The organism is Streptomyces sp. NPDC020489, from assembly GCF_044386545.1.
Lineage (GTDB): Bacteria > Actinomycetota > Actinomycetes > Streptomycetales > Streptomycetaceae > Streptomyces.
Genome location: NZ_JBIRUZ010000004.1, coordinates 680,404 through 704,583, shown reverse-complemented (window position 1 = coordinate 704,583; position 24,180 = coordinate 680,404). Strand labels below are relative to the sequence as shown.

27 protein-coding genes are annotated in these 24,180 nt (G+C 72.7%); 11 read left to right on the top strand and 16 right to left on the bottom strand.

Annotated elements, in window-relative coordinates; genetic code table 11:
- Window positions 1-2: 2 nt before the first annotated feature.
- Entirely contained in the window at window positions 3-1,109 is a 1,107-nt protein-coding gene (locus ACH41F_RS13880; RefSeq protein WP_398835307.1) for an NAD(P)-dependent alcohol dehydrogenase, read from the bottom strand.
- A gap of 77 nt (window positions 1,110-1,186) precedes the next feature.
- Window positions 1,187-2,641 carry an aldehyde dehydrogenase family protein gene (locus ACH41F_RS13875; RefSeq protein WP_398835306.1) on the bottom strand — a complete coding sequence of 485 codons (1,455 nt, stop codon included), beginning with the start codon at window positions 2,639-2,641 and terminating at the stop codon, window positions 1,187-1,189.
- 103 nt (window positions 2,642-2,744) lie between these two features.
- On the opposite strand from ACH41F_RS13875, the gene ACH41F_RS13870 reads away from it, so the two are divergent.
- On the top strand, window positions 2,745-3,182 hold the full coding sequence (locus ACH41F_RS13870) for a MarR family transcriptional regulator (RefSeq protein ID WP_391238408.1): 438 nt from the start codon (window positions 2,745-2,747) through the stop codon (window positions 3,180-3,182).
- Between the two features lie 230 nt (window positions 3,183-3,412).
- Window positions 3,413-3,793, top strand: coding sequence for an anti-sigma factor antagonist (locus ACH41F_RS13865; RefSeq protein ID WP_398835304.1), 381 nt, complete (start codon window positions 3,413-3,415; stop codon window positions 3,791-3,793).
- Window positions 3,794-3,836: 43 nt separating this feature from the next.
- On the opposite strand, the gene ACH41F_RS13860 is transcribed toward ACH41F_RS13865, so the two are convergent.
- Together ACH41F_RS13860 and ACH41F_RS13855 are read right to left on the bottom strand one after the other, a co-directional pair.
- Entirely contained in the window at window positions 3,837-4,790 is a 954-nt protein-coding gene (locus tag ACH41F_RS13860; RefSeq protein WP_391238413.1) for a ribose-phosphate diphosphokinase, read from the bottom strand.
- 252 nt (window positions 4,791-5,042) lie between these two features.
- The gene (locus ACH41F_RS13855) at window positions 5,043-6,233 is read right to left on the bottom strand and encodes a cytochrome P450 (RefSeq protein WP_391238416.1); all 1,191 of its coding nucleotides are present in this window, start codon (window positions 6,231-6,233) and stop codon (window positions 5,043-5,045) included.
- Window positions 6,234-6,376: 143 nt separating this feature from the next.
- Here ACH41F_RS13855 and ACH41F_RS13850 point away from each other — a divergent pair, with 143 nt between their 5' ends.
- Window positions 6,377-7,039, top strand: a complete 663-nt coding sequence (locus ACH41F_RS13850; RefSeq protein ID WP_391238419.1) for a DUF4230 domain-containing protein — start codon at window positions 6,377-6,379, stop codon at window positions 7,037-7,039.
- A 100-nt stretch (window positions 7,040-7,139) separates the two neighbouring features.
- A complete protein-coding gene (locus ACH41F_RS13845) occupies window positions 7,140-7,724 on the top strand; it encodes a VanZ family protein (RefSeq protein WP_391238421.1) in 585 nt (194 codons plus the stop codon).
- A gap of 2 nt (window positions 7,725-7,726) precedes the next feature.
- Here the strand turns inward: ACH41F_RS13845 and ACH41F_RS13840 are convergent, their stop codons facing one another.
- Window positions 7,727-8,497, bottom strand: coding sequence for a sulfite exporter TauE/SafE family protein (locus ACH41F_RS13840; protein ID WP_398835299.1), 771 nt, complete (start codon window positions 8,495-8,497; stop codon window positions 7,727-7,729).
- Between the two features lie 68 nt (window positions 8,498-8,565).
- Complete coding sequence (locus ACH41F_RS13835) at window positions 8,566-8,802, bottom strand: hypothetical protein (protein WP_391238426.1); 237 nt, start codon at window positions 8,800-8,802, stop codon at window positions 8,566-8,568.
- Window positions 8,803-8,913: 111 nt separating this feature from the next.
- Here ACH41F_RS13835 and ACH41F_RS13830 point away from each other — a divergent pair, with 111 nt between their 5' ends.
- The 3 genes from ACH41F_RS13830 (at window position 8,914) to ACH41F_RS13820 (ending at window position 11,969) form a co-directional block, all read left to right on the top strand.
- On the top strand, window positions 8,914-9,954 hold the full coding sequence (locus ACH41F_RS13830; RefSeq protein ID WP_391238429.1) for a PHP domain-containing protein: 1,041 nt from the start codon (window positions 8,914-8,916) through the stop codon (window positions 9,952-9,954).
- Between the two features lie 47 nt (window positions 9,955-10,001).
- Window positions 10,002-10,676: an HAD family hydrolase gene (locus ACH41F_RS13825; protein ID WP_398835294.1), complete on the top strand. Its 675-nt coding sequence runs from the start codon at window positions 10,002-10,004 to the stop codon at window positions 10,674-10,676.
- A gap of 330 nt (window positions 10,677-11,006) precedes the next feature.
- Window positions 11,007-11,969: an SDR family NAD(P)-dependent oxidoreductase gene (locus ACH41F_RS13820; protein ID WP_398835292.1), complete on the top strand. Its 963-nt coding sequence runs from the start codon at window positions 11,007-11,009 to the stop codon at window positions 11,967-11,969.
- Between the two features lie 49 nt (window positions 11,970-12,018).
- On the opposite strand, the gene ACH41F_RS13815 is transcribed toward ACH41F_RS13820, so the two are convergent.
- From ACH41F_RS13815 to ACH41F_RS13805, 3 genes are read right to left on the bottom strand one after another with little or no spacing between them, the layout of a single operon-like run.
- Window positions 12,019-12,450, bottom strand: coding sequence for a hypothetical protein (locus ACH41F_RS13815; protein WP_391238438.1), 432 nt, complete (start codon window positions 12,448-12,450; stop codon window positions 12,019-12,021).
- 2 nt (window positions 12,451-12,452) lie between these two features.
- Window positions 12,453-14,141 (bottom strand): helix-turn-helix domain-containing protein, encoded by a 1,689-nt coding sequence (locus ACH41F_RS13810; protein ID WP_398835289.1) that lies wholly within the window; start codon window positions 14,139-14,141, stop codon window positions 12,453-12,455.
- Window positions 14,138-14,443: a helix-turn-helix domain-containing protein gene (locus ACH41F_RS13805; protein WP_398835286.1), complete on the bottom strand. Its 306-nt coding sequence runs from the start codon at window positions 14,441-14,443 to the stop codon at window positions 14,138-14,140. The genes ACH41F_RS13810 and ACH41F_RS13805 overlap by 4 nt, the downstream gene beginning before the upstream one ends.
- A gap of 107 nt (window positions 14,444-14,550) precedes the next feature.
- Between ACH41F_RS13805 and ACH41F_RS13800 the strand changes: the two genes are divergently transcribed.
- Window positions 14,551-15,564: an SDR family oxidoreductase gene (locus ACH41F_RS13800; RefSeq protein ID WP_398835283.1), complete on the top strand. Its 1,014-nt coding sequence runs from the start codon at window positions 14,551-14,553 to the stop codon at window positions 15,562-15,564.
- Between the two features lie 53 nt (window positions 15,565-15,617).
- Here the strand turns inward: ACH41F_RS13800 and ACH41F_RS13795 are convergent, their stop codons facing one another.
- From ACH41F_RS13795 to ACH41F_RS13780, 4 genes are all read right to left on the bottom strand, one after another.
- Complete coding sequence (locus tag ACH41F_RS13795; RefSeq protein WP_391238449.1) at window positions 15,618-15,887, bottom strand: hypothetical protein; 270 nt, start codon at window positions 15,885-15,887, stop codon at window positions 15,618-15,620.
- A gap of 103 nt (window positions 15,888-15,990) precedes the next feature.
- A complete protein-coding gene (locus ACH41F_RS13790) occupies window positions 15,991-17,280 on the bottom strand; it encodes an ROK family protein (RefSeq protein WP_398835279.1) in 1,290 nt (429 codons plus the stop codon).
- Window positions 17,281-17,360: 80 nt separating this feature from the next.
- Window positions 17,361-18,320 carry a phosphotransferase family protein gene (locus ACH41F_RS13785; protein ID WP_398835276.1) on the bottom strand — a complete coding sequence of 320 codons (960 nt, stop codon included), beginning with the start codon at window positions 18,318-18,320 and terminating at the stop codon, window positions 17,361-17,363.
- A 34-nt stretch (window positions 18,321-18,354) separates the two neighbouring features.
- A complete protein-coding gene (locus ACH41F_RS13780) occupies window positions 18,355-18,510 on the bottom strand; it encodes a hypothetical protein (RefSeq protein WP_398835274.1) in 156 nt (51 codons plus the stop codon).
- A gap of 260 nt (window positions 18,511-18,770) precedes the next feature.
- Between ACH41F_RS13780 and ACH41F_RS13775 the strand changes: the two genes are divergently transcribed.
- On the top strand, window positions 18,771-19,265 hold the full coding sequence (locus ACH41F_RS13775) for an FBP domain-containing protein (RefSeq protein WP_391238457.1): 495 nt from the start codon (window positions 18,771-18,773) through the stop codon (window positions 19,263-19,265).
- A gap of 179 nt (window positions 19,266-19,444) precedes the next feature.
- On the opposite strand, the gene ACH41F_RS13770 is transcribed toward ACH41F_RS13775, so the two are convergent.
- Window positions 19,445-20,047, bottom strand: coding sequence for a TIGR03086 family metal-binding protein (locus ACH41F_RS13770; protein ID WP_398835271.1), 603 nt, complete (start codon window positions 20,045-20,047; stop codon window positions 19,445-19,447).
- A 118-nt stretch (window positions 20,048-20,165) separates the two neighbouring features.
- Between ACH41F_RS13770 and ACH41F_RS13765 the strand changes: the two genes are divergently transcribed.
- Together ACH41F_RS13765 and ACH41F_RS13760 are read left to right on the top strand one after the other, a co-directional pair.
- Window positions 20,166-21,404 carry an aromatic acid exporter family protein gene (locus ACH41F_RS13765; protein ID WP_398835269.1) on the top strand — a complete coding sequence of 413 codons (1,239 nt, stop codon included), beginning with the start codon at window positions 20,166-20,168 and terminating at the stop codon, window positions 21,402-21,404.
- Window positions 21,405-21,511: 107 nt separating this feature from the next.
- Entirely contained in the window at window positions 21,512-22,711 is a 1,200-nt protein-coding gene (locus tag ACH41F_RS13760; protein ID WP_391238466.1) for a beta-propeller fold lactonase family protein, read from the top strand.
- On the opposite strand, the gene ACH41F_RS13755 is transcribed toward ACH41F_RS13760, so the two are convergent.
- Both ACH41F_RS13755 and ACH41F_RS13750 read right to left on the bottom strand, forming a co-directional pair.
- Window positions 22,679-23,416: a DUF2470 domain-containing protein gene (locus tag ACH41F_RS13755; RefSeq protein WP_391238469.1), complete on the bottom strand. Its 738-nt coding sequence runs from the start codon at window positions 23,414-23,416 to the stop codon at window positions 22,679-22,681. The two genes, ACH41F_RS13760 and ACH41F_RS13755, sit on opposite strands and share 33 nt — an antisense overlap.
- Window positions 23,417-23,535: 119 nt before the next feature.
- Entirely contained in the window at window positions 23,536-24,144 is a 609-nt protein-coding gene (locus tag ACH41F_RS13750; protein WP_391238471.1) for a TetR family transcriptional regulator, read from the bottom strand.
- Window positions 24,145-24,180: the final 36 nt, after the last annotated feature.

Below are 24,180 nucleotides of genomic sequence, written 5' to 3'. Positions count from 1 at the left end.
GGTCAGAAGGTGAGCACGGGCTTGATCGCCTTGCCCGTGCCCATGTCCCGCACCGCCTGGTCGATGTCCGCGAACGGATAGGCGCTGACCAGGCGGTGCAGCGGCAGCCGGCCCGCCTTGACCAGGTCGACCAGGGCGGGGATGAAGGACTGGGTCTCGGCGTCGCCGAGCGTGAGCCCGACGATCCGCTTGCCGCCGAGCAACCCGTTGACGTCGAGGGAGACCTCGGTGCCGAACGGCGGGGCGCCGACGACGACCAGCGTGCCGCGGGCGCCGAGCGCGTCGACGCCCCGGCGCAGCACGCCGACGTTGCCGGTGGTCTCCACGACGCCGTCCGCACCACGGCCGCCGGTGATCTCGGCGAGGGCCTCACCGAGGTCGCGCTCACCGGCGTCGACGGTGTGGGTGGCACCCAACTCCGTTGCCAGGGACAGGCGTTCGGCGACGCGGTCGACGGCGACGATCGTGGTGGCCGGGGTGAGGGCGGCGGCCATCACCGCGGACAGGCCGACCGCTCCGGCGCCGAGGACGACGACGGTGGCACCGGTGCGGGGCCTGAGCACGTTCCACACGGCGCCGACACCGGTCTGCACACCGCAGCCGAGCGGGGCGAGGGACGCGAGCGGCACCTCGGGGTCGACGTTGACGAGGCTGCGCTCGTCGACCAGCGCCTTCTCGGCGAAGGACGACTGGCCGAAGAAGTGGCCGCCCAGTTCCTCGCCGTCCCGGCTGATGGTGCTGCTGCCGTCGGCCCGGCGGCCGCCGATGAGGTTCAACGGCAGCCAGGTGGCGCAGTACGCCGGGTGGCCGCCGCGGCAGTTGCCGCACGCGCCGCACGACGTGAAGGACAGCACGACGTGGTCGCCCGGCGCGACACCGGTGACGGCCGAACCGACCGTCTCGACGACACCGGCGCCTTCGTGGCCGAGGACTCCGGGCAGCGGGAAGGGCAGTCCGCCGCTCGCCACACCGAGGTCCGTGTGGCACAGGCCGGCGGCCACCATCCGGACGACGGCCTCGTGGGGGCCGGGTTCGTCGAGCTGGACGTCGGCGAGGGTGAACGGCGCCCCGCCGGACTCGACGACGGCGGCGCGGGTGGGGATGGGCATCGCGGGAACTTCCTTTGCTTGTAGGCGCGTTCGGCTTCGCTTTCGGGCGCGTTCGGCCGAGCCGGGGCGGGGTGCGGTCAGTCGAGCGAGACGACGACGGACTTGGTCCTGGTGTAGGAGGCGAGGGCCTCGGGGCCGTACTCGCGGCCGAACCCGGAGTCCTTGACACCGCCGAAGGGCACGGCGGGGTCGAGCATCGCCCAGTCGTTGACCCAGACGATGCCCGCCTGGAGCTTGTCGGCGATGCGGTGGGCGCGGGCCAGGTTGCTCGTCTGGACGCCCGAAGCCAGGCCGTACGGCGTGGAGTTGGCGAGCCGGATCGCCTCCTCCTCGGAGTCGAAGGGCTGCACGGTCAGGACCGGGCCGAAGATCTCCTCCTGGATCACCCGGGAGTCGTTCGGCAGGTCGGCGATGACGGTGGGCTTGTAGTAGTAGCCGCCGTCCAGGTCGAGCCGTTCGCCGCCGCAGACGATACGGCCGCCCTCCTTGCGGGCCAGTTCGACGTACTCCTCGACCTTCTTCAGGTGCTTCTCCCCCGCCATCGGTCCGACGACGGTCTCCGGCCGTCGCGGGTCGCCGAGCGGCACGCCGGGCACGGCCTGTTGCAGGATGCCCAGCAGGGTGGCGTGGACCGAGCGGGCCACCAGCAGGCGCGGGCCGCCCATGCAGAACTGGCCGGAGTTGAAGACGAAGGCCTTGATGATCGCCCCGACGGCCTTCTCCAGGTCGGCGTCCTCGAAGACGATGTGGGCCGCGTTGCCGCCGAGTTCCATGGTGACCGGCGTGAGGGCCTCGCCGGCGACGCTCGCGGCGCGCCGGCCGACCGCGGTGGAGCCGGTGAAGGCGATCTTGTCGACGCCGGTGTGCCGCAGCAGCGCCTCGCCCGCGACCGGGCCGGCGCCGGTGACGACGTTGACCACGCCGTCGGGGACGCCCGCCCGCTGGAACAGCCTGGCCATGTACAGCGCGCTGAGCGGGGTCTCGTCGGCGGGTTTGTGCACGACCGTGTTGCCCGCCGCGAGCGCCGGGGCGATCTTCGAACCGGCGAGGATCAGCGGGAAGTTGAAGGGCGTGATCGCGGCGACCACTCCGAGGGGCTCGCGCCGGGTGTAGGCGAGGGCGTTCAGGGGGGTGTCGCGGTTCGCCCCGTGCAGGGTGTGGGCGAGGGCGGCGAAGTGCTCGTAGTCGTTGGCCGCGTTCGTCACGTCCACGGCGTGCGCCAGCGTGATCGGCTTGCCGACGTCGAGGCTCTCCAGCCGGGCGATGTCCTCGGCGTTCTCGCGGATCAGCTCGGCGACGCGGTGCAGGACCCGGCCGCGCTCCCGGCCGCTCAGCGCGGACCAGGAGCCGTCGTCGAAGGCGTACCGTGCCGCCGTGACGGCCGCGTCCACGTCGGCGGCGCCGGCCTCCGCGACCGTGGTCACGACAGTGCCCCGGGACGGGTCGACCACCTCGGTGCGCGCCCCGTCGGCAGCCTCGCGCCACTGGCCCCCGATGAAGAGCCGTCCGGGTTCGATCTCGAAGGGGGTCATCGCCACTCCTCAGCTCCATCGCCAAGATTTCAAGTAACAGGATTCCTGTTGGTCCGAAGTGTCATTACGGACAGGATTCCTGTCAATGCTCTACGCTGAACCCATGCTCGACTCCCAGGCGACCAAGGCGCCCCCGTCACTGCTCTACATGGTCAAACAAGTCGAACTCGTCGTCCGTTCCCGCCTGGACGAGCTGGTCAGGCCGTCCGGGATCACGGCGTTGCAGTACACGGCCCTGACGGTCCTGGAGCGGCACGACGGACTCTCGGCGGCCCAGCTGGCCCGCGACTCCTTCGTCACCGCCCAGTCCATCGCCGATCTCCTGCGGTCACTGGAGAACCGGGGCCTGGTGCGCCGGGAGCGCAATCCGCGCAATCGCCGCGAGCTGCTGATCCTGTTGACCGACGCCGGCCGGGAGCTGCTCGCGCAGTGCGCGGGGCCGGTCCGCGAACTGGAGGAGCGGATGGTCCGGGACCTCACGGCCCACCAGACGGAGCAGTTCCGCCAGGCGCTGTCCCGGGCCTGGCACGCCCTGTCCTGAGACCGGCCCGGACACCCGTCACGACACGGGCCCGTAATTCAGAGACATATGTCAATCGAACATGCTCAACTTCACTCCAACGAGGGTAACTTGCAGAGCGAGGAACGTTTTTGCGCTCACTGGGGCCCCGAGGAAACGGCCGCGCTCGTAATCTCGCCGCACGACGTCACCCCAGCCCCCGGTGACCTGCGAAGCCGCCGTCTGCTGAGCTGGTTGGAGGCGATGTCGTCGTGCAGCAGAAAACCGCGCCGCCCAGTCGACATCTGCGGATACACCAGGACCGGGGTCACACGGTGCTGGAGTTCCGCGGCGAGATCGACATCGCGGCGGCGCTGGAGATCGTCCCGTATCTGGACCGGGTGACCGGGCAGCACGGCTCCCGTGTGGTGATCGACCTGCGGCAGGTCGAGTTCTTCGACTGCTCCGGGCTGCGCCTGCTGTACCGCGCCCGCAGCCGGGTGCTCGACCGCGGCGGACAGTTGCACCTGGTCTGCGTCGACCCTCTCGCCCTGCGCATCATGCGGGTCACCGGACTGAACCGGCTGCTGCCCGCGCACGCGACACTGGACGCGGTCCTGGGGCAGTCCGAGGCCACGTCCGGCTCGCTGTGACCCACCGACCCTCCTGCTCGTCGATGCCGGCTGAGCTCCCTGCCTACGCGTGCGGCGGCGCGTCGAACAGGGCGCTGACGGACTCACCGTTGTGGATGCGCCGCACGGCCTCGGCGAGCGCCGGGGCGATGGACAGGATCCGCAGCTTGTCGGTGCGCTCCTCCTCGCTCACCGGCACGGTGTTGGTGCAGACGATCTCCAGGACGTCGGGCTGCTCCCCGATCCGCTTGAGCGCGCCGGCCGCGAACAGTCCGTGCGTACAGGCGACCCGGATCGAGCGCGGCCTCAGCTCCCTGAGGCGGTCCAGGAGTTCGAGGACGGTGCTGCCCTTGGCGATCTCGTCATCCAGCACGATCACATCGCGGTCGGTGACCTCGCCGATGACATCGCTGATGCTGACCCGGTCGTCGGCGAACCGCTGCTTGGCACCGGCGGCCACCTGCGCACCGATGAGCCGGGCGAACGCGGCGGCCTCCTTGGCGTTGCCGAGGTCCGGGGAGACGACGGTGGTCCGGGACAGGTCGTACTGCTGGAAGTGCGCGGCGAGTTCGCGCAGCGCGTGCAGATGGTCGACGGGCACCGAGAAGAAGCCGTGCACCTGCGGCGAGTGCAGCGTCATGGCGAGGACCCGGCTCGCGCCGGCCGCCACCATCAGGTCGGCGACGAGCCGTCCGCCCAGCGAGATGCGCGGGGCGTCCTTCTTGTCGGAGCGGGCGTAGGAGTAGTGCGGCATGACGACGGTGATCCGCTGGGCGGAGGCGCCGCGGGCCGCGTCGCACATCAGCAGCAGCTCCACGAGGTGCTCCTGGACCGGCTTGACCAGCGGCTGGACGAGGAAGACGTCCCGCTCCCGGCAGTTCGCCTGAAGCTGCACCTCCAGACAGTCGTTGGCGAACCGGCTGAGCCTGGTCGGGCTGAGGGGCACGCCGAGATGCGCGCAGACCTCCGCCGCCAGCTCAGGGTGGGCACTGCCACTGAACACGGCGATGTCTCGCACGATCCGCTCCTTGGATGATCATCTCGGGCTGCGGCCTCATGCTACTGACCGCGAACCCGGTCGCCGCGCCCACCGGGCAGCCACCGCCGTCTCGGCGCGGTCCCGGCGCCGGGACCGGCGGGAGCGGGGGCCCGATGATCACCGTGAGTCACCGACCCGGCGCGGGCGAGGGCCCACCGCCGAGCAAGGGACCGCGCGCACGGGCTCGCGCCGCGTGGACGTCGTGAACTCCGGCTCGGCCAGGGCGTGTTGTCACCAGGACACCGGCAGGTGCAGGGGGCTGCGGGTCATCTGGCCCACCCGCCATTCGATCGTCTCCGGCGTGAACTCGGCCCGCAGTCCGGGCAGGCGGACGGCGAGCTGGTGCAGGGCGAGTTCGAGCTCCAGTCGGGCGAGCCAGGCGCCGAGGCAGTGGTGGGGCCCGGCGCCGAAGGTGATGCTCGGCGCGGGAAGGGGCGCGGACAGGTCGGGCGGGCCCGGCGGGAACACGTCGGGGTCGCGGCCCGCCGCGTTGGTCTGGAGGGCGACCACGCTGCCCGCGGGGATCAGCACCCCGCCGACCTCGACGTCCTCGACCGCGCGCCGGATCAGACCGGGCAGCACCCTGCCCTCGCTGAGCGGGACGGTGCGCAGCAGCTGTTCGGCCGCGACCGCGGCGGAGTCCTCGTCGCGGGCGAGCAGCGGCCAGTCGTCCCGGCCGTCGGTGAGGAGGTAGACGACGGCGTTGCCGAGCGCGGTCATGGTGGTCTCGTGTCCGGCCACCACCAGCCCGCAGACCAGGGTGATCAACCGCCTTTCGTCGATGCCCAGTTCGCCGCCGGCCGCGACCAGTCCGCTCACCAGGTCCTCGCCCGGCTCCTTGCGCCGCTCGGCGACCAGCTCGGCGGCGAACGCGCCGAACTCCGTCATCGCCGTGACCACCTGCTCCGCCGGGTGCGCACCGCCGGACAGGGCGTGGTCCGCCCAGTGCCTGATCCGCTCGCGGTCCACGTGGTCGAGCCCCATCAGCCGGCAGATCACCGACACGGGCAGGGGCCGGGTGAACCCCTCGACGATGTCGGCCGGCCGCGGGCGCGCGGCGAAGTCGTCCAGGAGCGCGGCGACCACCGAACCGACCCAGGGCCGCCAGCGGGCGACGGCCCGGGGGGTGAACGCCCGCTGCACGGTGCCGCGCAACATCTGGTGGGCGGGGCCGTCCTGGTTGATCAGGCCATTGGGGTCGTCCAGCAGGTTCGGTACGACGAGCAGCGGCGGGGCGTTCGGCGCGTGCAGCGAACTCCGGTCGAACCGGGGGTCCATGAGAACCTGCCGCACCTCGGCGTACCGGGTCACGAGCCACACCGGGGTGCCGGTCGCGAGGGTGCCGAGCCGGGGCGGGCCGTGCTCGGGGAGGCTGATGCGGTGCATGGGGCGAAGGGGCCGGGACGTGCTGTCTGGACTCATCCGGTTCTCCAGAAGCGCCGGTTCTCTGAGGCAGTCCACGCTAGTGCGCCGTCCGTACCTCCGTCAGCGGTGGCAATCGGCCAACGCTCCGGTCTGACAGGGGCTTTGGAGGGCATGCGAACGGAAGGAAGGAGGGCCGTCGCATGACGACTCCCATCAGGCGCGTGTCCAAGCGCATGCCCGGCTGGGCGAAGTTGGTGAGCGCCGTCGTACTGGTGCTCGTCGTGTTCTTCGCCGGCATCCGGCTGAGCCTGCTCCCGGGGCTCAAGGACCTGTTCGGCACCGAGACCCACGACCGCTCGGGTCCCGCACTCCTGCAGTCCATCCAGGACCTCAGCCGCTACGACGCCGCTTCCGGCAATTTCCAGGTCGTGGTCGACCTGGAGAAGGACGCCGAGTACCTGCCCGACGCGATCCGCGGCACCCGCACCCTGTACGTCGGGGCCGGCACCGTCGACGCGTATGTCGACCTCGGCAAGGTCGGCGAGGACGACGTGACGGTCAACGAGGACCGTACGACCGCCACGCTGCACCTGCCGCACGCGCGGCTCGGCAAGCCCGCCCTGGACGCCGAACGCTCCTACGCGGTGTCCAAGCAGCGCGGTCTGCTCGACCGGCTGGGCGACCTGTTCTCCGACAACCCCAACGGCGAACAGGCCGTGCAGAAGCTCGCGGTGAAGCACATCGGCGACGCGGCCAAGGACAGCGGGCTGACCAAGCGTGCCGAGGCCAACACCACCGACATGCTCGAAGGCCTGCTGCGCTCCCTGGGCTTCAAGGAGGTGAGCGTCACGTTCGGGACCTGACCGGAGTGTGCCCCCGGCCCGCCGGGGGCGCGGCCGCATTCTCGGCCGGTTCGCGGGTAACCGGCGTACGACTCAAGGAAGTTAACGACTGGAGGACCGCATGGACCGTGCAGCCCTACGTCCACGTGCGGCGTTTCGCCTGCGCGCCACCAAGTCCGGTCCGCCCGATCCCGACCCCCCGAAGACCGAGCCGGACCCGTCCAGGGCCGACGGGTCCGGGGCCGCTCCGGAGAAGAAGCGCGGCCCGCTGGCCTTTCTGCGCCGACTGTTCGGGATGACGGTGGCGTTCGCCTTCATGGTGGCCTTCGCCGTCGTGCTGGCCCGGCTCACCCTGGAGCCCTCGCCCGCGTCGGAGGCACTGACCCACACCAATCTGCATCCGGGGCGCTCCCTGCGCGCCTACCTCGACCAGCCCGAACTGCGGGACGCCGTCAAGCAGGTCGGCGGCAACGTGGTGCTGGGCATCCCCTTCGGCATCCTGGTCCCGGTGCTGGCGCCGCGGACCCGCGGTCTCCTGCGGGTGCTCCTGCTGACGGCCGTGGTGATGCTGCTGGTGGAGTTCGCGCAAGGGGCGCTGATCACCGGGCGGGCCTTCGACATCGACGACGTCATCCTCAACACCACCGGGGCGCTGATCGGCTACCTCCTGATCGGGCGCCGGCTGAGCCGGGCGGTGCACCGCTGAGGTCAGCGGACCGCCAACTGCACGATGGCCGCCGTACCCGCCACGACGACGAGTCCGCGCAGGACCGCCGGGTGGAGACGGCGGCCTGTCGCGGCTCCGGCCCGGCCACCCACCGCGGAACCGGCCGCGAGCAGCGCGACCGCCGTCCAGTCGAAGTCGGCGACGACGAGGAAGAACAGCACGGCGACCGTGTTCACGACGGCGACCAGGACGTTCTTGACGGCGTTCAGGCGCTGGAGGTCGTCGTCGAGGCGCAGGCCCATCAGAGCCACGTAGATGATCCCCTGGGCGGCGGAGAAGTAGCCGCCGTAGACGCTGGCCAGCGTCAGGCCGACCAGGAGCGGCGGGCCGCCGTCGGCGGGCACGCGACGGCCCGTGCGGGCCCGGCGTGCGCGCAGCCTCCGGGCGATCAGGGGCTGGAGGACGACCAGGACGAGCGCGAGGCCCACCAGGACCGGCACGATCGCCTCGAACGCCTTGGCGGGCAGCACCAGCAGGAGCATGGCGCCGGTCAGGGCACCGACGACCGCGCCGGCGCCCCAGGTCAGGACACGTCCGCGCTGGCCCGCCAGTTCGCGCCGGTAGCCGATCGCCGCGCCGATCGAGCCGGGGATCAGGCCGAGCGCGTTGGAGACCGTGGCGGTGACCGGCGGCAGTCCGACCGCGAGCAGCACCGGAAAGCTGATCAGCGTTCCCGATCCGACGGCGGCGTTGACGGCGCCGGCGCCCAGGCCCGCGGCCAGGACGGCGAACAGCTCTCCGAGACCTTCCATGGGGGGAGCCTAGGAACCGGACGCTTCGGCACCGGCCGAAGGGTCCCGCGCGCCCCGCCGGGACGGGTCTAGTGCCGGGTCCAGGTGAACTTGTCCCCGCCGACCCAGCGCACCACGTCCGGGTCGTCGAGGTCGTGGATCGTGATGCCCCACGCGGCGGCGGCCGCCAGGACGTCGGTGAGGTCTCTCGCCTCACCGACCACTTCTCCGTCGATCTCCACGATCCGGAAGGGCGGTGTCGCGGGCTGCACCCCGAGCACCATGATCCGCGGACGGGAGATGTACGGGCTCGCGCTTTCGGTCATGCAATAGAGCGTAGAGCGCATTGCGCAAGAGGGACACGAGAGGGCAAACCACCTTCTCTGCTCGCCGTGCGAGCCCCGCCCGGCGGGGGAACCCTGGAGGAGGAGGTGGCGATGGACCCCGTGCAGGCACTGGACCGGATCGCTTTCCTGCTGGAGCGGTCCCTGGCACCGACGTACCGCGTGCGCGCCTTCCGTACGGCCGCCCGGGTGCTGTCGGCACTGCCCGCGGAGGAGGTGCGCGAACGCGCGGAGGCCGGGACGCTGGAGTCGCTCAAGGGGGTCGGCCCGAAGACGGCGAACGTGGTGCTGGAGGCCCTGGCCGGAGAGGTCCCCGGCTATCTGGAGAAGCTGGAGCGCGAGGCCCCCGCCGGACCGCCCGTCGAGGGCGGGCAGCAGCTGCGGGCACTGCTGCGCGGCGACTGCCACGTGCACTCCGACTGGTCCGACGGGGGCAGCCCGATCGAGGAGATGGGGCGCACCGCGGCGGAGCTCGGCCACGAGTGGACGGTCCTGACCGACCACTCCCCCCGGCTGACCGTGGCCCGCGGCCTGTCCCCCGAACGGCTGCGCGAGCAGCTGGACGTGGTGGCGGAGCTGAACACCACCTGGGCTCCCTTCCGGCTGCTCACCGGCATCGAGTGCGACATCCTCGACGACGGCTCGCTCGACCAGGAGGAGGAACTCCTCGAACGGCTCGACGTCGTGGTCGTCTCCGTGCACTCCAAGCTGCGCATGGACGCCCGCTCGATGACCCGCCGCATGGTGGCCGCCGTGCGCAACCCGCACGCCGACATCCTCGGGCACTGCACCGGACGACTGGTCACCGGCCGCGGGCGGCCCGAATCGCAGTTCGACGCCGACGAGGTGTTCGCCGCCTGCGCCGAGTCCGGCACGGCCGTGGAGATCAACAGCCGGCCCGAGCGGCTCGACCCGCCCCGCCGGCTGCTGCGCAGGGCCGTGGCGGCGGGCACCCTGTTCTCCGTCGACACCGACGCGCACGCGCCCGGCCAGCTCGACTGGCAGATCCTCGGCTGCGCCCGGGCCGAGGAGTGCGGGGTGCCCGCCGAGCGCGTGGTCACGACCTGGACCCTGGACCAGCTGCTGGACTGGACGAGGGAGGGGCGGGTGCCGTCCGGAGTGATCGGCTCCTGACGTGGTACACGCACTGCGACGCACCGGTGAACGAGGAGGACGGGCCCATGGAACGCGCGGCCGTGTTCGACGTCGACGGAACCCTGGTCGACACCAATCACCTCCATGTGACGACCTGGTGGGAGGCGTTGCGCCAAGCGGGTCACCAGGTCCCGATGCACGCCGTCCACCGCGCCGTGGGGCTCGGCTCGGAGGATCTCGTCGCCCACCTGATCGGCGAGGAACGGGCCAAGGAGGAGGCCGCGGAACTGAGCGCCGCCCACACGACCCTGTACGGCCAGTACTTCGACCGGCTGCCCGCGCTGCGGGACGCCGGGCGGCTGCTGCGGCGCCTGGACGGCCAGGGCTGGACGGTGGTCCTGGCGACCTCGGCGGGCGGCGCGGAACTGTCCGCGCTGCGCCGCGCGATCGACGCGGACGACGCCATCACCGCCACCGCGAGCGCCGACGACGTCTCCGAGGGCAAGCCCGCCCCGGAACCCGTCGAGCACGCCCTGGAACTGGCGGGCGTGCCGGCCGAGCGGGCGGTGTTCGTCGGCGACACCGTGTGGGACATGAAGGCGGGCAGCCGGGCCGGGGTGCGCTGCGTGGGCGTGCTGTGCGGCGGCATCCCGCGCGCCGACCTCGTGGAGGCGGGCGCCGAGGCGATCTATGACGATCCGGCACAACTGCTCGCGTCCCTCGCGGACAGTCCGTTCGCGCGGCTGGCGTCCGAGCGGTGACGCAGCTCACGTCATAACGCGACAGGACGGGGAACACGGAGAAGTGGTTCCCCGTTGAACCACACGTGGGTGCGGACGGGACAGTGTCCCCGGGCCTCACCTTTTGCCCACAGGGACGATCGTTCGGCTGAAGTCCTGTGGAGCCTTTCGCCGAGAGGCGACCGCCGTCCGCACCCACCTCAGGACCGCCCCGACCGTGATTCCCCCGTCCGGTCGGGGCTCTTTTTCTGCCCCGGACCGGCACGAAGAGGCTCAGTGGTGCGAGGGATCCGCAGGCGAACGGGCGCGGGCTTGACTTCGAGAGCACTCCAATTCGTAGCGTTCCTGGACATGAGCACTGCACAGCACAAGATCGGATCGGGCTTCGACGCCCGCAGCACCGCCGACGACGTCCTCGCCGGCCTCGACCTCACCGGGAAGCTCGCCGTCGTCACCGGCGGCTACTCGGGACTCGGCCTGGAGACCACGCGTGCGCTCACCAAGGCGGGCGCCCGGGTGGTCGTACCGGCTCGCCGTGTCGCCGTGGCCCAGGAGGCCGTGGCGGACCTCGACGGCGTCGAGGTGGACGAACTGGACCTCGGCGACCTCGACAGCGTGCGCGGCTTCGCCGAGCGGTTCCTCGCCGGTGGCCGCCCGATCGACTTCATGATCGACAACGCGGGGATCATGGCCTGCCCCGAGACCCGGGTCGGGCCCGGCTGGGAGGCGCAGTTCGCCACCAACCACCTCGGGCACTTCGCGCTGGTCAACCGGCTGTGGCCGGCGATCGCCCCCGGCGGCGCCCGTGTCGTGTCGGTCTCGTCCCGCGCCCACCACTTCTCGGGGATGCGCTGGGACGACGTCCAGTGGGAGCGGGGCTACGACAAGTGGCAGGCCTACGGACAGGCCAAGACCGCCAACGTGCTGTTCGCCGTCCACCTGGACAGGCTCGGCCGGGACGCCGGTGTGCGCGCCTTCGCCCTGCACCCCGGCGGCATCCTCACCCCGCTGCAACGCCACCTCGCCCAGGCCGAGATGCGGGAGCGCGGCTGGATCGACGAGGACGGCAACCTCGTCGACCCGCAGGCCTTCAAGACCCCGCAGCAGGGCGCGGCCACCCAGGTGTGGGCGGCGACCTCGCCCCAACTGGACGGTCTCGGCGGCGTCTACCTGGAGGACTGCGACATCGCCGAGCCCGCTGTCGACGGCGACCAGTCCGGCGGCGTCCGCGACTGGGCGACGGACCCGGAGCAGGCGGCCCGGCTGTGGACGCTGTCGGCGGAACTGACGGGCGTCGACGCGTTCGCGGGCTGAACCGGCCCGCACGGCACCCGCCAGCACGCTCCCCGGCAGCGGGCCGCCCTCAGGCCACCCGGCAGTAGACACCCGTCCTCCGGCGTTGCGAGGCGTCGGCGAGCGCGGCCAGAGCGGTCACGATGCCGTGGGCGATCTCCGCGGCGATGACCTCGCCGTCCTCGGCTCGCCGCGCGACCCACGACCGGGCGAGGTCACGGAGCCGGGGCGCCTCGGCCCCGGCGAGCGCGGCGCACAGCCGCGGCGAGAGCGCGAACACCAGACACCCCGTGTCGTCCTCGGCGATGGCACGGGGTTCGCCGGCCGCCACCAGGTCCGCGAAGTCGCCGCCGGCGAGCAGGCACTCCCACTCGACCACCGCCTCCTCCACGTCGAAGTTCCCCGCGCGGAGCGACGCGCTCGCGGGTTCCGGCCCGGTCCGCAGGGCGCGGGCCGCCGTCCTGTCGTCCGGTGCCGTGAAGAACTCGACGACCACGCTCACCGTCAGTCGTCGTCCTCGCCCGCGGCAGCGGGGTCGAGGTCCTCGCCGACGGTGTACGTGTCCTTGACCTTCACCTCGGACACGCCCCGGCCCTCGGGGAAGACCCGTCGCCAGTCGCCGACGACGTGCAACTCGTCGGTACCCATGGCGCGGACGACCATCAGGCCCTCCTCGTGCGCCTTGTACGCCTTCATCCAGAGGTTGGCGAAGGCCTGGGAGCGGATCAGGTGCATCCAGTCGGGGCGGTAGAGCTCCCGGTTGTAGTTCGACTCCCCCATGGTGGAGACGAACTTGGAGTACATCGCCTTCACGTACTCCAGCGTCACCTCGTCGTCCTCGGCGATCGCCCGGTCCCGGGCGTCCTTCAGCGCGACACGGAACTTCTCCAGCAGGCTCTCGGTCGCGCCCGAGGTGAACGACTCGTGGATCTGCGGCGGGTCACACAGCCCGTACCTCGGACCCGACAGGCGCAGCAGCAGGCGCAGGGTCGGTTCGGTGACCCAGAGGGGGCCGGGTTCGTCGCGGTTGCCGATCGGGTTGGGCAGGTGGTCCTCGTGGTCCCACTCGGGCGGGGTGATCAGATGGACGCCGGCCCTGCGGCGGTCGTGGTCGAAGCCGGTGGAGTGCTCCAACTGGCCGATCGGCAGGTGGGTCTTGAGCGCCGACAGATACGCGCCGTTGATGTCGAGGGCGGTCACCTCGTGGGCGCCGGGCGGGAGCTCGGCACGGGCCCACTTGGGGCGGGCCTCCCAGATCCGGTCGGCGCCGCGGGCGGTCTGCTTGCGCAGGATGTCCGGGATCCAGGGGTGCGCCACGACGTCGTAGCGGCCGCCCTTGCGGGTCTCGTCCAGCAGCGCCATGGCGTCCGGGATCGCCCGTTTGACCAGGGCCGCGGTCGCCGCCTCCAGATCACCGTCGTGCTTCTCCAGGGCCGCGGCCACCGCGGTCCCGATCAGGTCGGTCTCCTGCGTGGCGGCGGTCTGGAGACGACGGCCGACCGGGACGACCCGCACGGGCTCGGCGGCACGGTCGGCACGCGTCCGGACGGGGGCGCGGCGCCCGGCGGCGGCCCGCCCGGGAAGGGCCTCGGCCTCGTGCTCGGCACGGTGGCGCTCCGGGGAGGCGGACCGGGGGCTCTCGGCACGGCCGGCCTCCGCTGGCGTCGGCCGGGCGCCCTCGGCCTGCCCGGGGTCCGGCTCCGCCGCGGGGGCGTGTTCGGTCGGATCAGGTGCCGCCGAGTCCGTCGTACCGCAGTCGGCCGGGTCGAGGTGCTGGGGGAACCCGGCGACCTGATGGTGGGCCGGAGCGCCGCACAGCACGCACGGCCGGGGCGCGGCGAGGGCCTCGACCTCGTCGGACTCGCCCGCGTCGGGACCGGCGGCCCCGGACTCCGTTTCCCTGGCGTCGTCGGGGTCGTCCTCGGCGGCGGGGGTGTCGAGGGCCGCCTGCGCCGCGAGCTTGGTACGGGCCCCCTCCAGGAAGTACGCGTACTTCTCGCGCACCTCCCCGGCCGGGTCCCGTCCCGTCTCCCACCCGCCGACGGTGGACGGACTCACGCCGAGGGCCTGGGCCACCTGGGCGCGGGAGAGCCGCAGCCCCTCCCGCAGTTCGCGTCGCACGTCGGCGGGCGGCAACGGCACCTCCTGGCGGGCGGCGGCCAGCAGCGCGTCGATCGCCTCGAAGCCGGTCATCGGGTCACCGCCGCGGATCCCTGGGTACGGCGCCGGCGCGCGGGCAGGGTCTCGCACGCCCGGGTAGGTCCGGCGAGCAGGTCCAGCACGTCGATGCCGAAGTGCGTGGCGAGCGCGTCGCAGTCGGCCAGGCTCCAGGCGGCGCTGCCGGACTGACGGCGGCTCACCTGCGCCTGGCTCACCCCGAGGGCGACGGCGACGTCCGCCTGTGACTCACCCGTCGCGTGCATCAACGCGGCGACCGAAGACCTCACACGTTCTCCCAAGGACAGTCCCACCCCATCCACCCTACCTGGCCTCATGCGTCAACCGTATGAACCATGCCGTGGGCGCAATCGCGGCGTCGCATGCCGTGGCCCGGGTACTCGGGGCGTTCCCGTCGAAGCGGCATGCCCGAGAGGAGCCGAAGGTGAGCAGGATTGTGGTGACGGGCGCGACCGGCAACGTGGGCACGAGTGTGGTGCGTCTGCTGTCGGAGGATCCGGAGGTCGACTCCGTGCTGGGGCTGGCGCGGCGGATCCCTGACTGGTCGCCCCGGAAGACGGAGTGGTCGGCGGTGGACCTGGCGTCCGAGCGGACCGATCTGGCGAAGGAGTTCGCGGGCGCGGACGCGGTGGTGCATCTGGCCTGGGCGTTCCAGCCGACGCACGACCCGGCGACGACCTGGCGGACGAACGTCCTCGGTTCGATCCGGGTGTTCGAGGCGGTGGCGGCGGCCGGGGTGCCGGCGCTGGTGCACGCCTCGTCGGTCGGCGCGTACTCGCCGGGCCCGAAGGACGCGGCCGTGGACGAGTCGTGGCCGACGCACGGCTGGCCGGACGCCGCGTACTGCCGGGAGAAGGCGTATCTGGAACGGGCCCTGGACACGTTCGAGCGGGACCATCCCGAGGTGCGGGTGGTGCGGATGCGGCCGGCGTTCCTGTTCAAGCGGGAGTCGGCGAGCGAGCAGCGCCGGATCTTCGGCGGCCGGTTCCTGCCGGGCTCGCTGGCCCGCCCGGAGCTGCTGCCGTTCCTGCCCGACATCCCGGGGCTGCGGGTGCAGGCACTGCACACGGACGACGCGGCGAAGGCGTACCGGCTCGCGATCCACTCCGATGTGCGCGGAGCCTTCAACCTGGCGGCCGAACCGCCGGTCGACGCCGAACTCCTCGGTGAGACGCTGGGCGCCCGCCGGGTCCGGATGCCCCGCGGCGCGGTCCGCTCGGCGGTCGCCGCCGCCTGGGGGCTGCATCTGCTGCCCGCCTCGCCGCATCTCTTCGACGCGGTGCTGCGGCTGCCGCTCATGGACTGCACCCGTGCCCGCACGGAGTTGCGCTGGCGGCCGGACCACACGGCCCATGAGGTGCTGGAGGAGTTCCTGAAGGGCCTCCAGCAGGGCGCCGGGGCCGACACGGAACCCCTGCGGGGGCGCAAGGTGGGCTGACAGCACGACGCCGGTGCCGTCCGAGGACGGCACCGGCGTCCGCGCCGGGACGGTCAGCCGGTGGGCTCGTCCGGCACCGGGTGCTCGGACTGGACGTTCCCTGAGCGCGGGGCGCCCTGGCGGCCGGTGCCCGCCTCGTCGGTGTCGGGGACGTCGGTGTCGGACTGGTCCTTCTCCGCGTCACCGTTGTCGGCGTCGCCCTGGTCGGCGGCGGCCTCGTCGGGAGTCGCCTCCCAGGGGTCCTCGCCCTCACCTGCCACCTGGTCCGGCATGTCCCGCGGTACGGGCTCGCCGTCGGGGCCTATGCGGTGGTGGTCGGCCATGGCGTCCTCCCTTCTCGTCGTGTGAACTTGCCGTACGGACTCAGCCGTACGGGCGACACGCGAGTACCTCTGCCCCCACCGGTGAAACCCCTAGGCGAAACCCTCAGTGCGGGGCCCGCTCCTCCAGGGCCGTGCGCCAGGCCGGGTGAGGGCCCTCGGGCGCGGGCTCGGGGCGACGGCCGCCGCGGCCGAAGAAGTCGGCCAGGGGCAGGATCGCGGCGCCCACCGTGACCGCGTCGGGGCCGAGCCTGCCGAGGTCGATGGTGACCTTCTCGGCGGGGTGCCTCAGGGCGTAGGAGGCGGCGTGGCGGCGTACGGCGGGCAGGAAGCGGGTGCCGAGCTGGAGACCGGCCCAGCCGCCGATGAGGATGCGCTCGGGCTGGAAGAGGTTGATCAGGTCGGACAGCCCGGCGCCCAGGTACTCGGCGGTCTCCTCCAGCACGGACAGCGCCACCGGGTCGGCCGCTCGGTCGTCGGTGGGGTAGGCGGCGGCCAGCATCGCGGTCAGCGCGGTCTCCTCGTCGGTGCCCTCGGCCGGCCGGCCGCCCGCCTCGCGCCAGCGGTCCAGGAGCGACTCGGCGCCCGCGTACGCCTCCAGGCAGCCGAGCGCACCGCAGCGGCAGCGGCGCCCCCGGACCCGTACCGTCAGATGCCCCCATTCGACCGCCCGGCCGTTCTCCACCTCGGGCGTGACCAGGCAGGCGCCGACGCCGGAGCCGAAGAGGACGACGACCGCGTTGTGCGCCCCGCGGCCGCCGCCGAACCACATCTCGGCCTGGCCGAGGGTCTTGGCGCCGTTGTCGATGAAGTAGCGGACGGTGTCCGGCAGCGGGGAGCTGGAGCGGAGCAGGGCCTCCAGCGGGACGGCGTCCCAGCCGATGGTCTGCCCGTGGACCACGGCGCCCCGGTCCGGGGTGTGCTCGACGATGCCGGGGACGCCGATGCCGACGCCGAGGAGCTTCTCGGGAGCGGTACCGGAGGCGGCGAGCACCTCGGCGACCCCGTCGCGGATGTGCTCGACGATGCCCTCGACGTCGTACCGGCGCTCGGTCAACGGGCGTTCCGCGCGGGCGAGTTCGGTGAGGGTCAGGTCGAACAGCTCGACGCGCACCCGGGTCTCGCCGACGTCCACGCCGATCATGTGTCCGCTGCCGGGCGCCACTCTCAGCAGGGTGCGCGGCCGGCCGCCGTCGGAGTCGACGCTGCCGGCCTCCTCCAGCAGGCCGTCGGCGACCAGGTCGGCGACGACGTTGCTGACAGATCCGGAGCTGAGGCCGGTCGCCGGGCCGAGCTCGAAGCGGCTGAGAGGGCCGTCGAAGTACAGCCTTTGCAGCACGGCCGTACGGTTGGCCCGCCGCAGATCCCGCACCGTGCGCCCGTTCCGCCCCGCCATATGGCCCCCTTCGAACCCTGTCCGACCTGCAACATACCCCCGCGGGGACACTTTCCAAAGCCCTTAATTCACGATGTGAACTATGAGAGTTCCGCGATCTCGGCCAGCGCGGCCTCCAACTGCGGCGCAACCGCTTCCTGTCGCCACCGGCGCTGCTCCTCGTCCATCTCGCGCGGGACGGTCTCGGTGAGCATGATCAGGTAGAGGTAGGCGCGGTAGAGCGCGTAGCGCAGCCGGGCCGGGACGTCGAAGTCCGCCCGGCCGCCCGCTCGCCGGTATCCGGCGAGGAACGCCTCGTCGGTCCTGATGTCGCCGAGCAGCGCGAGGGAGACGAAGTCGGCGAGGGGGTCGCCCCAGAACATGCGCTCGCCGTCGATCAGTCCGCCGATCCGGGGCTGTCCCGCCACGCGTTCCACCAGGATGTTGCCGTTCCACAGGTCGAAGTGGACGAGGCGCGGGACGGTCACCTCCTCCAGCGCGAAGTGGCCGGGCGCAAGGGCGGCGGCCACCTCGTCGACGGGGCGGGGCAGTTGGGCGCCGTAGTCGCGGGCGTCGTCCAGGACCGCGTCGAGCATCCCGGTGAACGCGGTCCGCCAGTCGGGGACGAGCGGGCCGAGGGCACCGGAGGGGTAGCCGAACGCGGTCCCCCGCACGCGGTGCAGCCGAGCCACCTGGCGGCCCAACTCCTCGCGCAGACGGGCCTGTTCGGAGCCCGTGAACCGGCCGTCCCACGGGTCTCCGGGGACGGCCGTCATCAGCAGGTCCCGCCCGAGGACGACGACCCGGGGCGCCGGCACCTCGGCCTCGGCGGCGCCGCGGTAGAACTCCGCCTCGGACACGAGGAGTCGGCGCTCGTGCCGCAGCCCGGGGACGCTCGGCGCGGGCGGCACCTTCAGCACATGCCGGGTGCCGTCGTCGAGGACGAGTTCCTCGACCGTGTTGTAGGTGCCGCCGGTCAACGGGCGCACACGGGTGAGGCGTTCGGGGGGCAGGCCCGCCTCCTCCAGGATGTGCCGGGCCCTCGCCCAGGAGTCCACCACCGTACGCCCACCCCTCCCCTGCGCCGCGCTCCGGTCAGCCGGCCGCGTGCACGTCCTCGACGCACCGGCCCTCCGCGATCAGGGCGTCGCGCCGCTTCTCGGCGGTCGCCGCGTCGGCGTCCGCCGTGTGCTTCCGGTACAGGGTACGGAACGCACCCCGGGCACCCGGCGCCGTCCGCACTCCGCGCACCCGGCGCACCCGGCGCCGTCCGCGCCCCGTCGCCGCGGGACGTACGCCCGGACCCGGCGACGAGCAGGTCCCGGACCTCGGCGGCGACGCGGTGCCGGCATCCCGCGGGGCCCGCTGAAGGCGGGCCTGACCGCCCTCCGCCCCGTGGACGAAATTCGCTGGCCCCTCGCCCCGGGAGCCACCTACCCTCTCGAACCTAGAGGCACTAGTTTTTTCACCTTCAGCTTTCGGCTGTAGCATGGCGCCCCCAGGAGGTTCCCATGAGATCACTCACCGAGCGCGACATCCGCGCGTCCTTCGTCAACTGCTCGAAGGGCGAGGCCAAGCGGGTGGCCGTACCGCACGACCTCGACGAACGTCCGTGGGACGACCTGGACTTCTTCGGCTGGCGAGATCCCGGAGCACCCGACCGGACGTATCTCGTCACCGAGCATCGAGGGCGGCTCGTCGGGCTGTCGATGCGCCTGACCTCCGCGCACCGCGGCTTCCTGCACCGCAGCATGTGCTCGCTGTGCCTGACGACGCATCCGGGAGGCGGTGTCTCGCTGATGACGGCCCGCAAGGCCGGTGCGGCGGGGCGCGAGGGCAACTCGGTCGGCCTGTACATCTGCACCGACCTGGCCTGCTCGCTCTACGTCCGCGGCAAGAAGAGCCCCCAGAGCACGCTGCGGATCGAGGAGAGTCTCAGCGTGGCGGAGCAGGTCGCACGGACCACGGGCAACCTGTCCGCCTTCCTCGACAAGCTGGACGCGTGAGCCGGTCCGCGGCGAGCACGCTCTTGCCGCGGTTCACGCGCCGCTCCGGCCGCTCACGGGCGGCGCGCGCCTCGGCGGGCGGCAGCACGGGCCCGGCAGGCACCCGGTAGGCGCCCGCCGCGACCCGCGCGGGGTGCCCGGACCTGCCCCCGGGAACGGCGGCGTCCGGGCGCCCTCGGTCACACCGTGCGCGAGGCCCCCGGCCGCCACTGCGGGTCGCGGCCCAGGAAGGCGAGCAGCGCGTCGGCCCTGCCGGAGCCGGCCGGCACCTCGAGAGCCGGTGCGAACACCCGGTAGGAGTCGCGGAGGTGGTCCACCAGGTGTTCCGCGACCGGCCAGATCCCCTCGGCGAGCTCCTCCGTCAGCGGCCGGTCCTGGCCGGTCGCCACGGCGATGTCCCAGGCGTGCACGGCCGCGTCCATGGCCGCCGCCCCGGCGGCGAGGTGCGGCGGGAGCGGCCCGAGCGGTGTCGGCACCTCGGTCGCGTCGGCGGGCAGGGCCCGGTACGCGCCCTCGACCATGCGCAGCACCTCCTCCAGCTCCGCCGACGGGTCAGCCGCGAGCGCGTCGGCCGGGTCGAAGGGGTCGGAGTCCGGACGGCCACCGGTGATCGCCAGGCCGTATCCCTGCTGGTCGATGCGGGCATGATTGAGAACCTGCCGCGCGGTCCACTCGGAACACGGCGTCGGCGCGCCCCACGCCGACGGCGGGACCGCCGCCACCACCTCGCGCACATAGCCGTGCGCCGCCATCAGAACCTCGAGCCCCCGGGTGTCCGCCATCACTGCTCTCCCCACATGCCGTCGACGGGTTTGTGCTAACAATTTAGGCGGTATTGCGGACAGTTACGGTCCGCAATGCTTGAAAAAGATGCGACTGTGGAAGAGGGACAGCCTGAGGATGCGAGATGTACGTGAGTGGACGGCGTTCCTGATGCGCTGGGTGAAACGGCGCCGGGACCCGGTGGTCGTGCAGACGCTGCGGTCGGCGGCCGCGGCGACGGTCGCCTACGTCATCGCGCTCCGGCTCAGTCCCGAGGCGGCCCCGCTCACCGCGCCCCTGACCGCGCTCCTGGTCGTCCAGGTCACCCTCTACGCCACGCTCACCAACGGCATCCGCCGGGTCAACGCCGTGGTGACCGGCGTCCTCGTCGCCATCGCCTTCAGCCTGCTGGTCGGCCTGACCTGGTGGAGTCTCGGCCTGCTGATCCTGGCCGCGCTGGCGGTCGGGCGTCTGGTCAGGGTCGACGAGTACGTCCCCGAGGTGGCGATCAGCGCGATGCTGGTCCTCGGCGTCACCACCGTCGGCGACACCGCCTGGGCGCGGGTGCTGGAGACGCTGATCGGCGCGGTCGTCGGGCTCGCCTGCAACCTGCTGCTCGCGCCGCCGGTGTGGGTGGACGAGGCGGGCGAGTCGATCGAGGGGCTGGCGCGCCGGGTACGCCAGCTGATGCTGAGCATGGGCGAGGAGGCCGCGGGCCGCACGCCCGTCGAGCGCGCCACCGAGCGGCTGTACGAGGCGCGCCGTCTGGACCACGACATCGTCGAGGTGGACGGGGCCCTGAAGCAGGCCGAGGACAGCCTGCGACTCAACCCGCGCGTGAAGGAGGGCCTGCTGCACCGGGTGGTGCTGCGGACCGGTCTGGACACGCTGGAGATCTGCACGGTCGTGCTGCGGGTGCTCGCGCGCACCCTGACCGACCTCGCCAAGGAACGCGAGTCCGAGCCGTTGTTCGCGCCGCAGGCGGGCGCCGCCGTGGAGCAGTTGCTGTCGGAGATCGCCGACGCGGTGGTGAGCTTCGCGGTCCTGGTCACCACGGACGTCACACTGAGCGCCGAGTCCGCCGAGGAACGGCTCGCCTCCCAGCTGCGGCAGGCCTCGGCCACCCGCGACAAGCTCGCCCAGCTGCTCCTGGAGGAGGTCCAGCGCGACGTCCGCCAGTGGCAGTTGCACGGCGCCGTGCTGACCGAGGTCAACCGGATCCTGGACGAGCTGGACACCGAGCATCGCTCGCGCCGGCTCCTGGAGGAGCTGGACCGCACCTCACGGGAGCAGCGCGAGCGGATGCCGCGGTTGACCCGCGTGCAGGAACGGCTGCGCAGGAGCCGCCGTCCCGCTCTCGCCCGTCGTCCCAGGTGACGCGGCCCCTGTCCGGTCGAGCGTGACCTGTGCGGCCGTTTGCACGGGCGGGGTGGTCCGCGTCAGGGTGGGGGCGGCCGAGGCAACCGACCACTCGAGGTGTGTGCATGGGCAGGGGCGACTGGAGCAGGCGTCGATTCGTCGGCGCCCTCGCGGGGACGGCGGTCGCGGCGGCGGGCTGCGGCGACACGCCCGGCCCCCGGGCGTCGGCACCCGCGACGACCCCGGCCGCCCGCGCCCCGCGGGCGAGCACTCCGGGCGCGTCAGCGACACCGGCCGGCCCCCGCCCCCTGTACCTCGGCACGTACACCTCCGTCGAGGGCGGCGGCTCGGGCATCGGCGTCGCGACGTACGACCCGGTGACCGGCGAGGTGAAGGGGGCGAAGACGATCGAGGGCGTCCGCGACCCCTCGTACCTCGCCCTGCATCCGAACGGTGACACGCTCTACGCGGTCAACGAGCGGGACCAGGGCGCCGTGACCGCCGTACGGCTCTCCGACCGCGAGGTGCTGGGCAGCCGCGCCACCGGCGGCGCCGCACCCTGCCATCTGTCGGTGCATCCGGGCGGGCGGTGGCTGCTGAGCGCCCACTACGGCTCCGGCAGCGTGGCCGTGCACCCCCTCGACGCCTCGGGGGCGATCGGCGAGCGCGCCGACCTCGTCACCCACTCCACTCCCGCCCCGGGCCCCGGTCAGGACGGTCCGCACGCCCACCAGATCGTCACGAGTCCCGACGGCGGCCATGTGCTCGCGGTGGACCTGGGGACCGACACCGTCTACAGCTACCGGCTCGACGAGCGGACCGGGAAGCTGACCGAGGTCGCGCGGGCGCGGACCCGGCCGGGCGCCGGACCGCGCCATCTGACCTTCCACCCCGGGGGCCGGTACGCCTACCTGGCCGACGAGCTCGACAACACCGTCGCCGTGTGCGCCTACGACGCACGGACCGGCCGCCTCACCATCGGTGAGACCCGGCCCACGGGCACGGGGTCGGGCACCAACTACCCCGCGCAGCTGCTGGTGACGTCGAACGGAGCGTTCGCCTATCTCGCCAACCGCGGCGACAACAGCCTCACCCGGTACGCGGTGGAAGCGTCCGGCGCCCGGCTCCGGCTGCTCGACACCGTGCCGGTGGACGGGGACTTCCCCCGGCAGATCGCCTTCTCGCCGGACGGGGCCCTGCTGTTCGCGGCGAACCAGCGCTCCAGCACCGTGAGCGTGTTCCACGTCGACCCGGACAGCGGCCGACTGCGGCGCGCGGGCGAGCCGTTCGCCTCACCCGTCGCCGTCTGCGCGCTGCCGCTGTAGGGCACGCGGGCAGGCCGCGGCAGCCGCCTGCCCGAGCAGGACGTGCATCCGCTCGGTGAGCTGCGCGACGTCGTCGGCCGGCCGGTGGAAGGGCAGGCGTACGTCGCCGTGGGCGCGGGTGCGCTCGATCCGCAGGGTCAGTCCGTGGCGGTCGACGGCGACCGGCTGGACCTTCACCGCTCCGTGCAGGCTGTCGGGCTCCACGAGCCGGGTGAGCCGCTCGACCGCGTCGGCGTGGCAGTCGGCGAGGTGGGTCAGCAGCCGCGCCTCGGCGGTGGCCAGCGGGTCGGGTACGGCGGCGGCGTACTCGTCGAGGTCGACGACTACGGCACCCGACGCCCGGCGCAGCACCACGCGGGTGGCCTGGAACGCCAGTTTGCCGTCCTCGGGGACGAACCAGCCGGCGAGCCAGAGCCGGGCGCGGACACGGTGGCGCACGGGGACCGGCGAGACGTCCGCGAACTCCAGTACGGCGGACGGCTCCCCGCGGGGCGCGCAGATCGCGGCCGCGAGCAGGGCACTGTCCTCCGGCACGTCCAGCAGCACCCGGCCGTCGCCGGTCACGGTGTGCGCGCCGACGAACTCCTCGCGTCCGCCGTCCGCGGTCACCGCGCAGGACCACGCGGTGGCGAGCAGCGAGCGCGCCTGCTCCGCCGCGGCAGGCGCGGCCGCCCAGCCCTGGCTGTCAACCGTCCCAGCACCCATCCCAGACCTCCTTAGGTAAGCCTTGCCTAACCTATCGGAGATCCGAGTGTACGCCAACCATCACCCCCATCTATTGCGGGTGCGTACGGTCTCTTGCGGAGCTTTCGATGCGGGCGCGCTCAGGGGGCGATGACGCCCCACAGAGCCCGGGTGCACAGGTCGCGCACCTGCTCGCGCGTGTGCCCTGATCCGCGCAGCCACTCCAGGCAGACCGCGGTGGTGAAGGCCAGCCAGCCGCGTACGGCCAGTTCGACGTCGGGCCGCGCCTCGGAGACGGCACCGAACTCCGGGTCCGCGGCCAGCGCCGCGAGGATCTGGCGTTCCTGCGCGGCGAGCGAACGCCGGTAGACCTCGCGCACGGCCTGGTCCCCCGCCGCGTCGGCCCGGTGGAAGGCACGGAAACCGTGCGCGTGGACCTCCACGTACTCCAAGAACGTGTCCAGCCCGGCGGCCAGTTGCTCGCGCACCGGGACCCCGGGGACGGCCGCGGTCATCCGCAGCATCCGGGCGCTCTCACGCTCGACGACCGCCGCGAAGAAGTCCCGCTTGGTCGGGAAGTAGTGGTACAGCAGCCCGCGCGAGACCCCGGCGATCTCGGCGACGCGCTCGATCCACACATCGTCGTACGGGCTCTCCGAGAACAGCCGAGCGCCGACGGCGAGGAGTTGCTCACGGCGCTCCCCGGTGCTGAGTCGACGGCGTGTGCGTGCTCCCTGCTCGGCGGCCATGCCCGCACTTTACTTGACGTCGGTTCAACAACGGGA

Excerpts from the sequence above, each read along its gene's own strand:
- ACH41F_RS13880 (WP_398835307.1), bottom strand. The coding sequence starts at position 1,109 with ATGCCCATCCCCACCCGCGCCGCCGTCGTCGAGTCCGGCGGGGCGCCG.
- ACH41F_RS13875 (WP_398835306.1), bottom strand. The coding sequence starts at position 2,641 with ATGACCCCCTTCGAGATCGAACCCGGACGGCTCTTCATCGGGGGCCAG.
- ACH41F_RS13870 (WP_391238408.1), top strand. The coding sequence starts at position 2,745 with ATGCTCGACTCCCAGGCGACCAAGGCGCCCCCGTCACTGCTCTACATG.
- ACH41F_RS13855 (WP_391238416.1), bottom strand. The coding sequence starts at position 6,233 with ATGAGTCCAGACAGCACGTCCCGGCCCCTTCGCCCCATGCACCGCATC.
- ACH41F_RS13850 (WP_391238419.1), top strand. The coding sequence starts at position 6,377 with ATGACGACTCCCATCAGGCGCGTGTCCAAGCGCATGCCCGGCTGGGCG.
- ACH41F_RS13845 (WP_391238421.1), top strand. The coding sequence starts at position 7,140 with ATGGACCGTGCAGCCCTACGTCCACGTGCGGCGTTTCGCCTGCGCGCC.
- ACH41F_RS13840 (WP_398835299.1), bottom strand. The coding sequence starts at position 8,497 with ATGGAAGGTCTCGGAGAGCTGTTCGCCGTCCTGGCCGCGGGCCTGGGC.
- ACH41F_RS13835 (WP_391238426.1), bottom strand. The coding sequence starts at position 8,802 with ATGACCGAAAGCGCGAGCCCGTACATCTCCCGTCCGCGGATCATGGTG.
- ACH41F_RS13830 (WP_391238429.1), top strand. The coding sequence starts at position 8,914 with ATGGACCCCGTGCAGGCACTGGACCGGATCGCTTTCCTGCTGGAGCGG.
- ACH41F_RS13825 (WP_398835294.1), top strand. The coding sequence starts at position 10,002 with ATGGAACGCGCGGCCGTGTTCGACGTCGACGGAACCCTGGTCGACACC.
- ACH41F_RS13820 (WP_398835292.1), top strand. The coding sequence starts at position 11,007 with ATGAGCACTGCACAGCACAAGATCGGATCGGGCTTCGACGCCCGCAGC.
- ACH41F_RS13810 (WP_398835289.1), bottom strand. The coding sequence starts at position 14,141 with ATGACCGGCTTCGAGGCGATCGACGCGCTGCTGGCCGCCGCCCGCCAG.
- ACH41F_RS13805 (WP_398835286.1), bottom strand. The coding sequence starts at position 14,443 with ATGAGGCCAGGTAGGGTGGATGGGGTGGGACTGTCCTTGGGAGAACGT.
- ACH41F_RS13795 (WP_391238449.1), bottom strand. The coding sequence starts at position 15,887 with ATGGCCGACCACCACCGCATAGGCCCCGACGGCGAGCCCGTACCGCGG.
- ACH41F_RS13790 (WP_398835279.1), bottom strand. The coding sequence starts at position 17,280 with ATGGCGGGGCGGAACGGGCGCACGGTGCGGGATCTGCGGCGGGCCAAC.
- ACH41F_RS13775 (WP_391238457.1), top strand. The coding sequence starts at position 18,771 with ATGAGATCACTCACCGAGCGCGACATCCGCGCGTCCTTCGTCAACTGC.
- ACH41F_RS13770 (WP_398835271.1), bottom strand. The coding sequence starts at position 20,047 with ATGGCGGACACCCGGGGGCTCGAGGTTCTGATGGCGGCGCACGGCTAT.
- ACH41F_RS13765 (WP_398835269.1), top strand. The coding sequence starts at position 20,166 with ATGCGAGATGTACGTGAGTGGACGGCGTTCCTGATGCGCTGGGTGAAA.
- ACH41F_RS13760 (WP_391238466.1), top strand. The coding sequence starts at position 21,512 with ATGGGCAGGGGCGACTGGAGCAGGCGTCGATTCGTCGGCGCCCTCGCG.
- ACH41F_RS13755 (WP_391238469.1), bottom strand. The coding sequence starts at position 23,416 with ATGGGTGCTGGGACGGTTGACAGCCAGGGCTGGGCGGCCGCGCCTGCC.
- ACH41F_RS13750 (WP_391238471.1), bottom strand. The coding sequence starts at position 24,144 with ATGGCCGCCGAGCAGGGAGCACGCACACGCCGTCGACTCAGCACCGGG.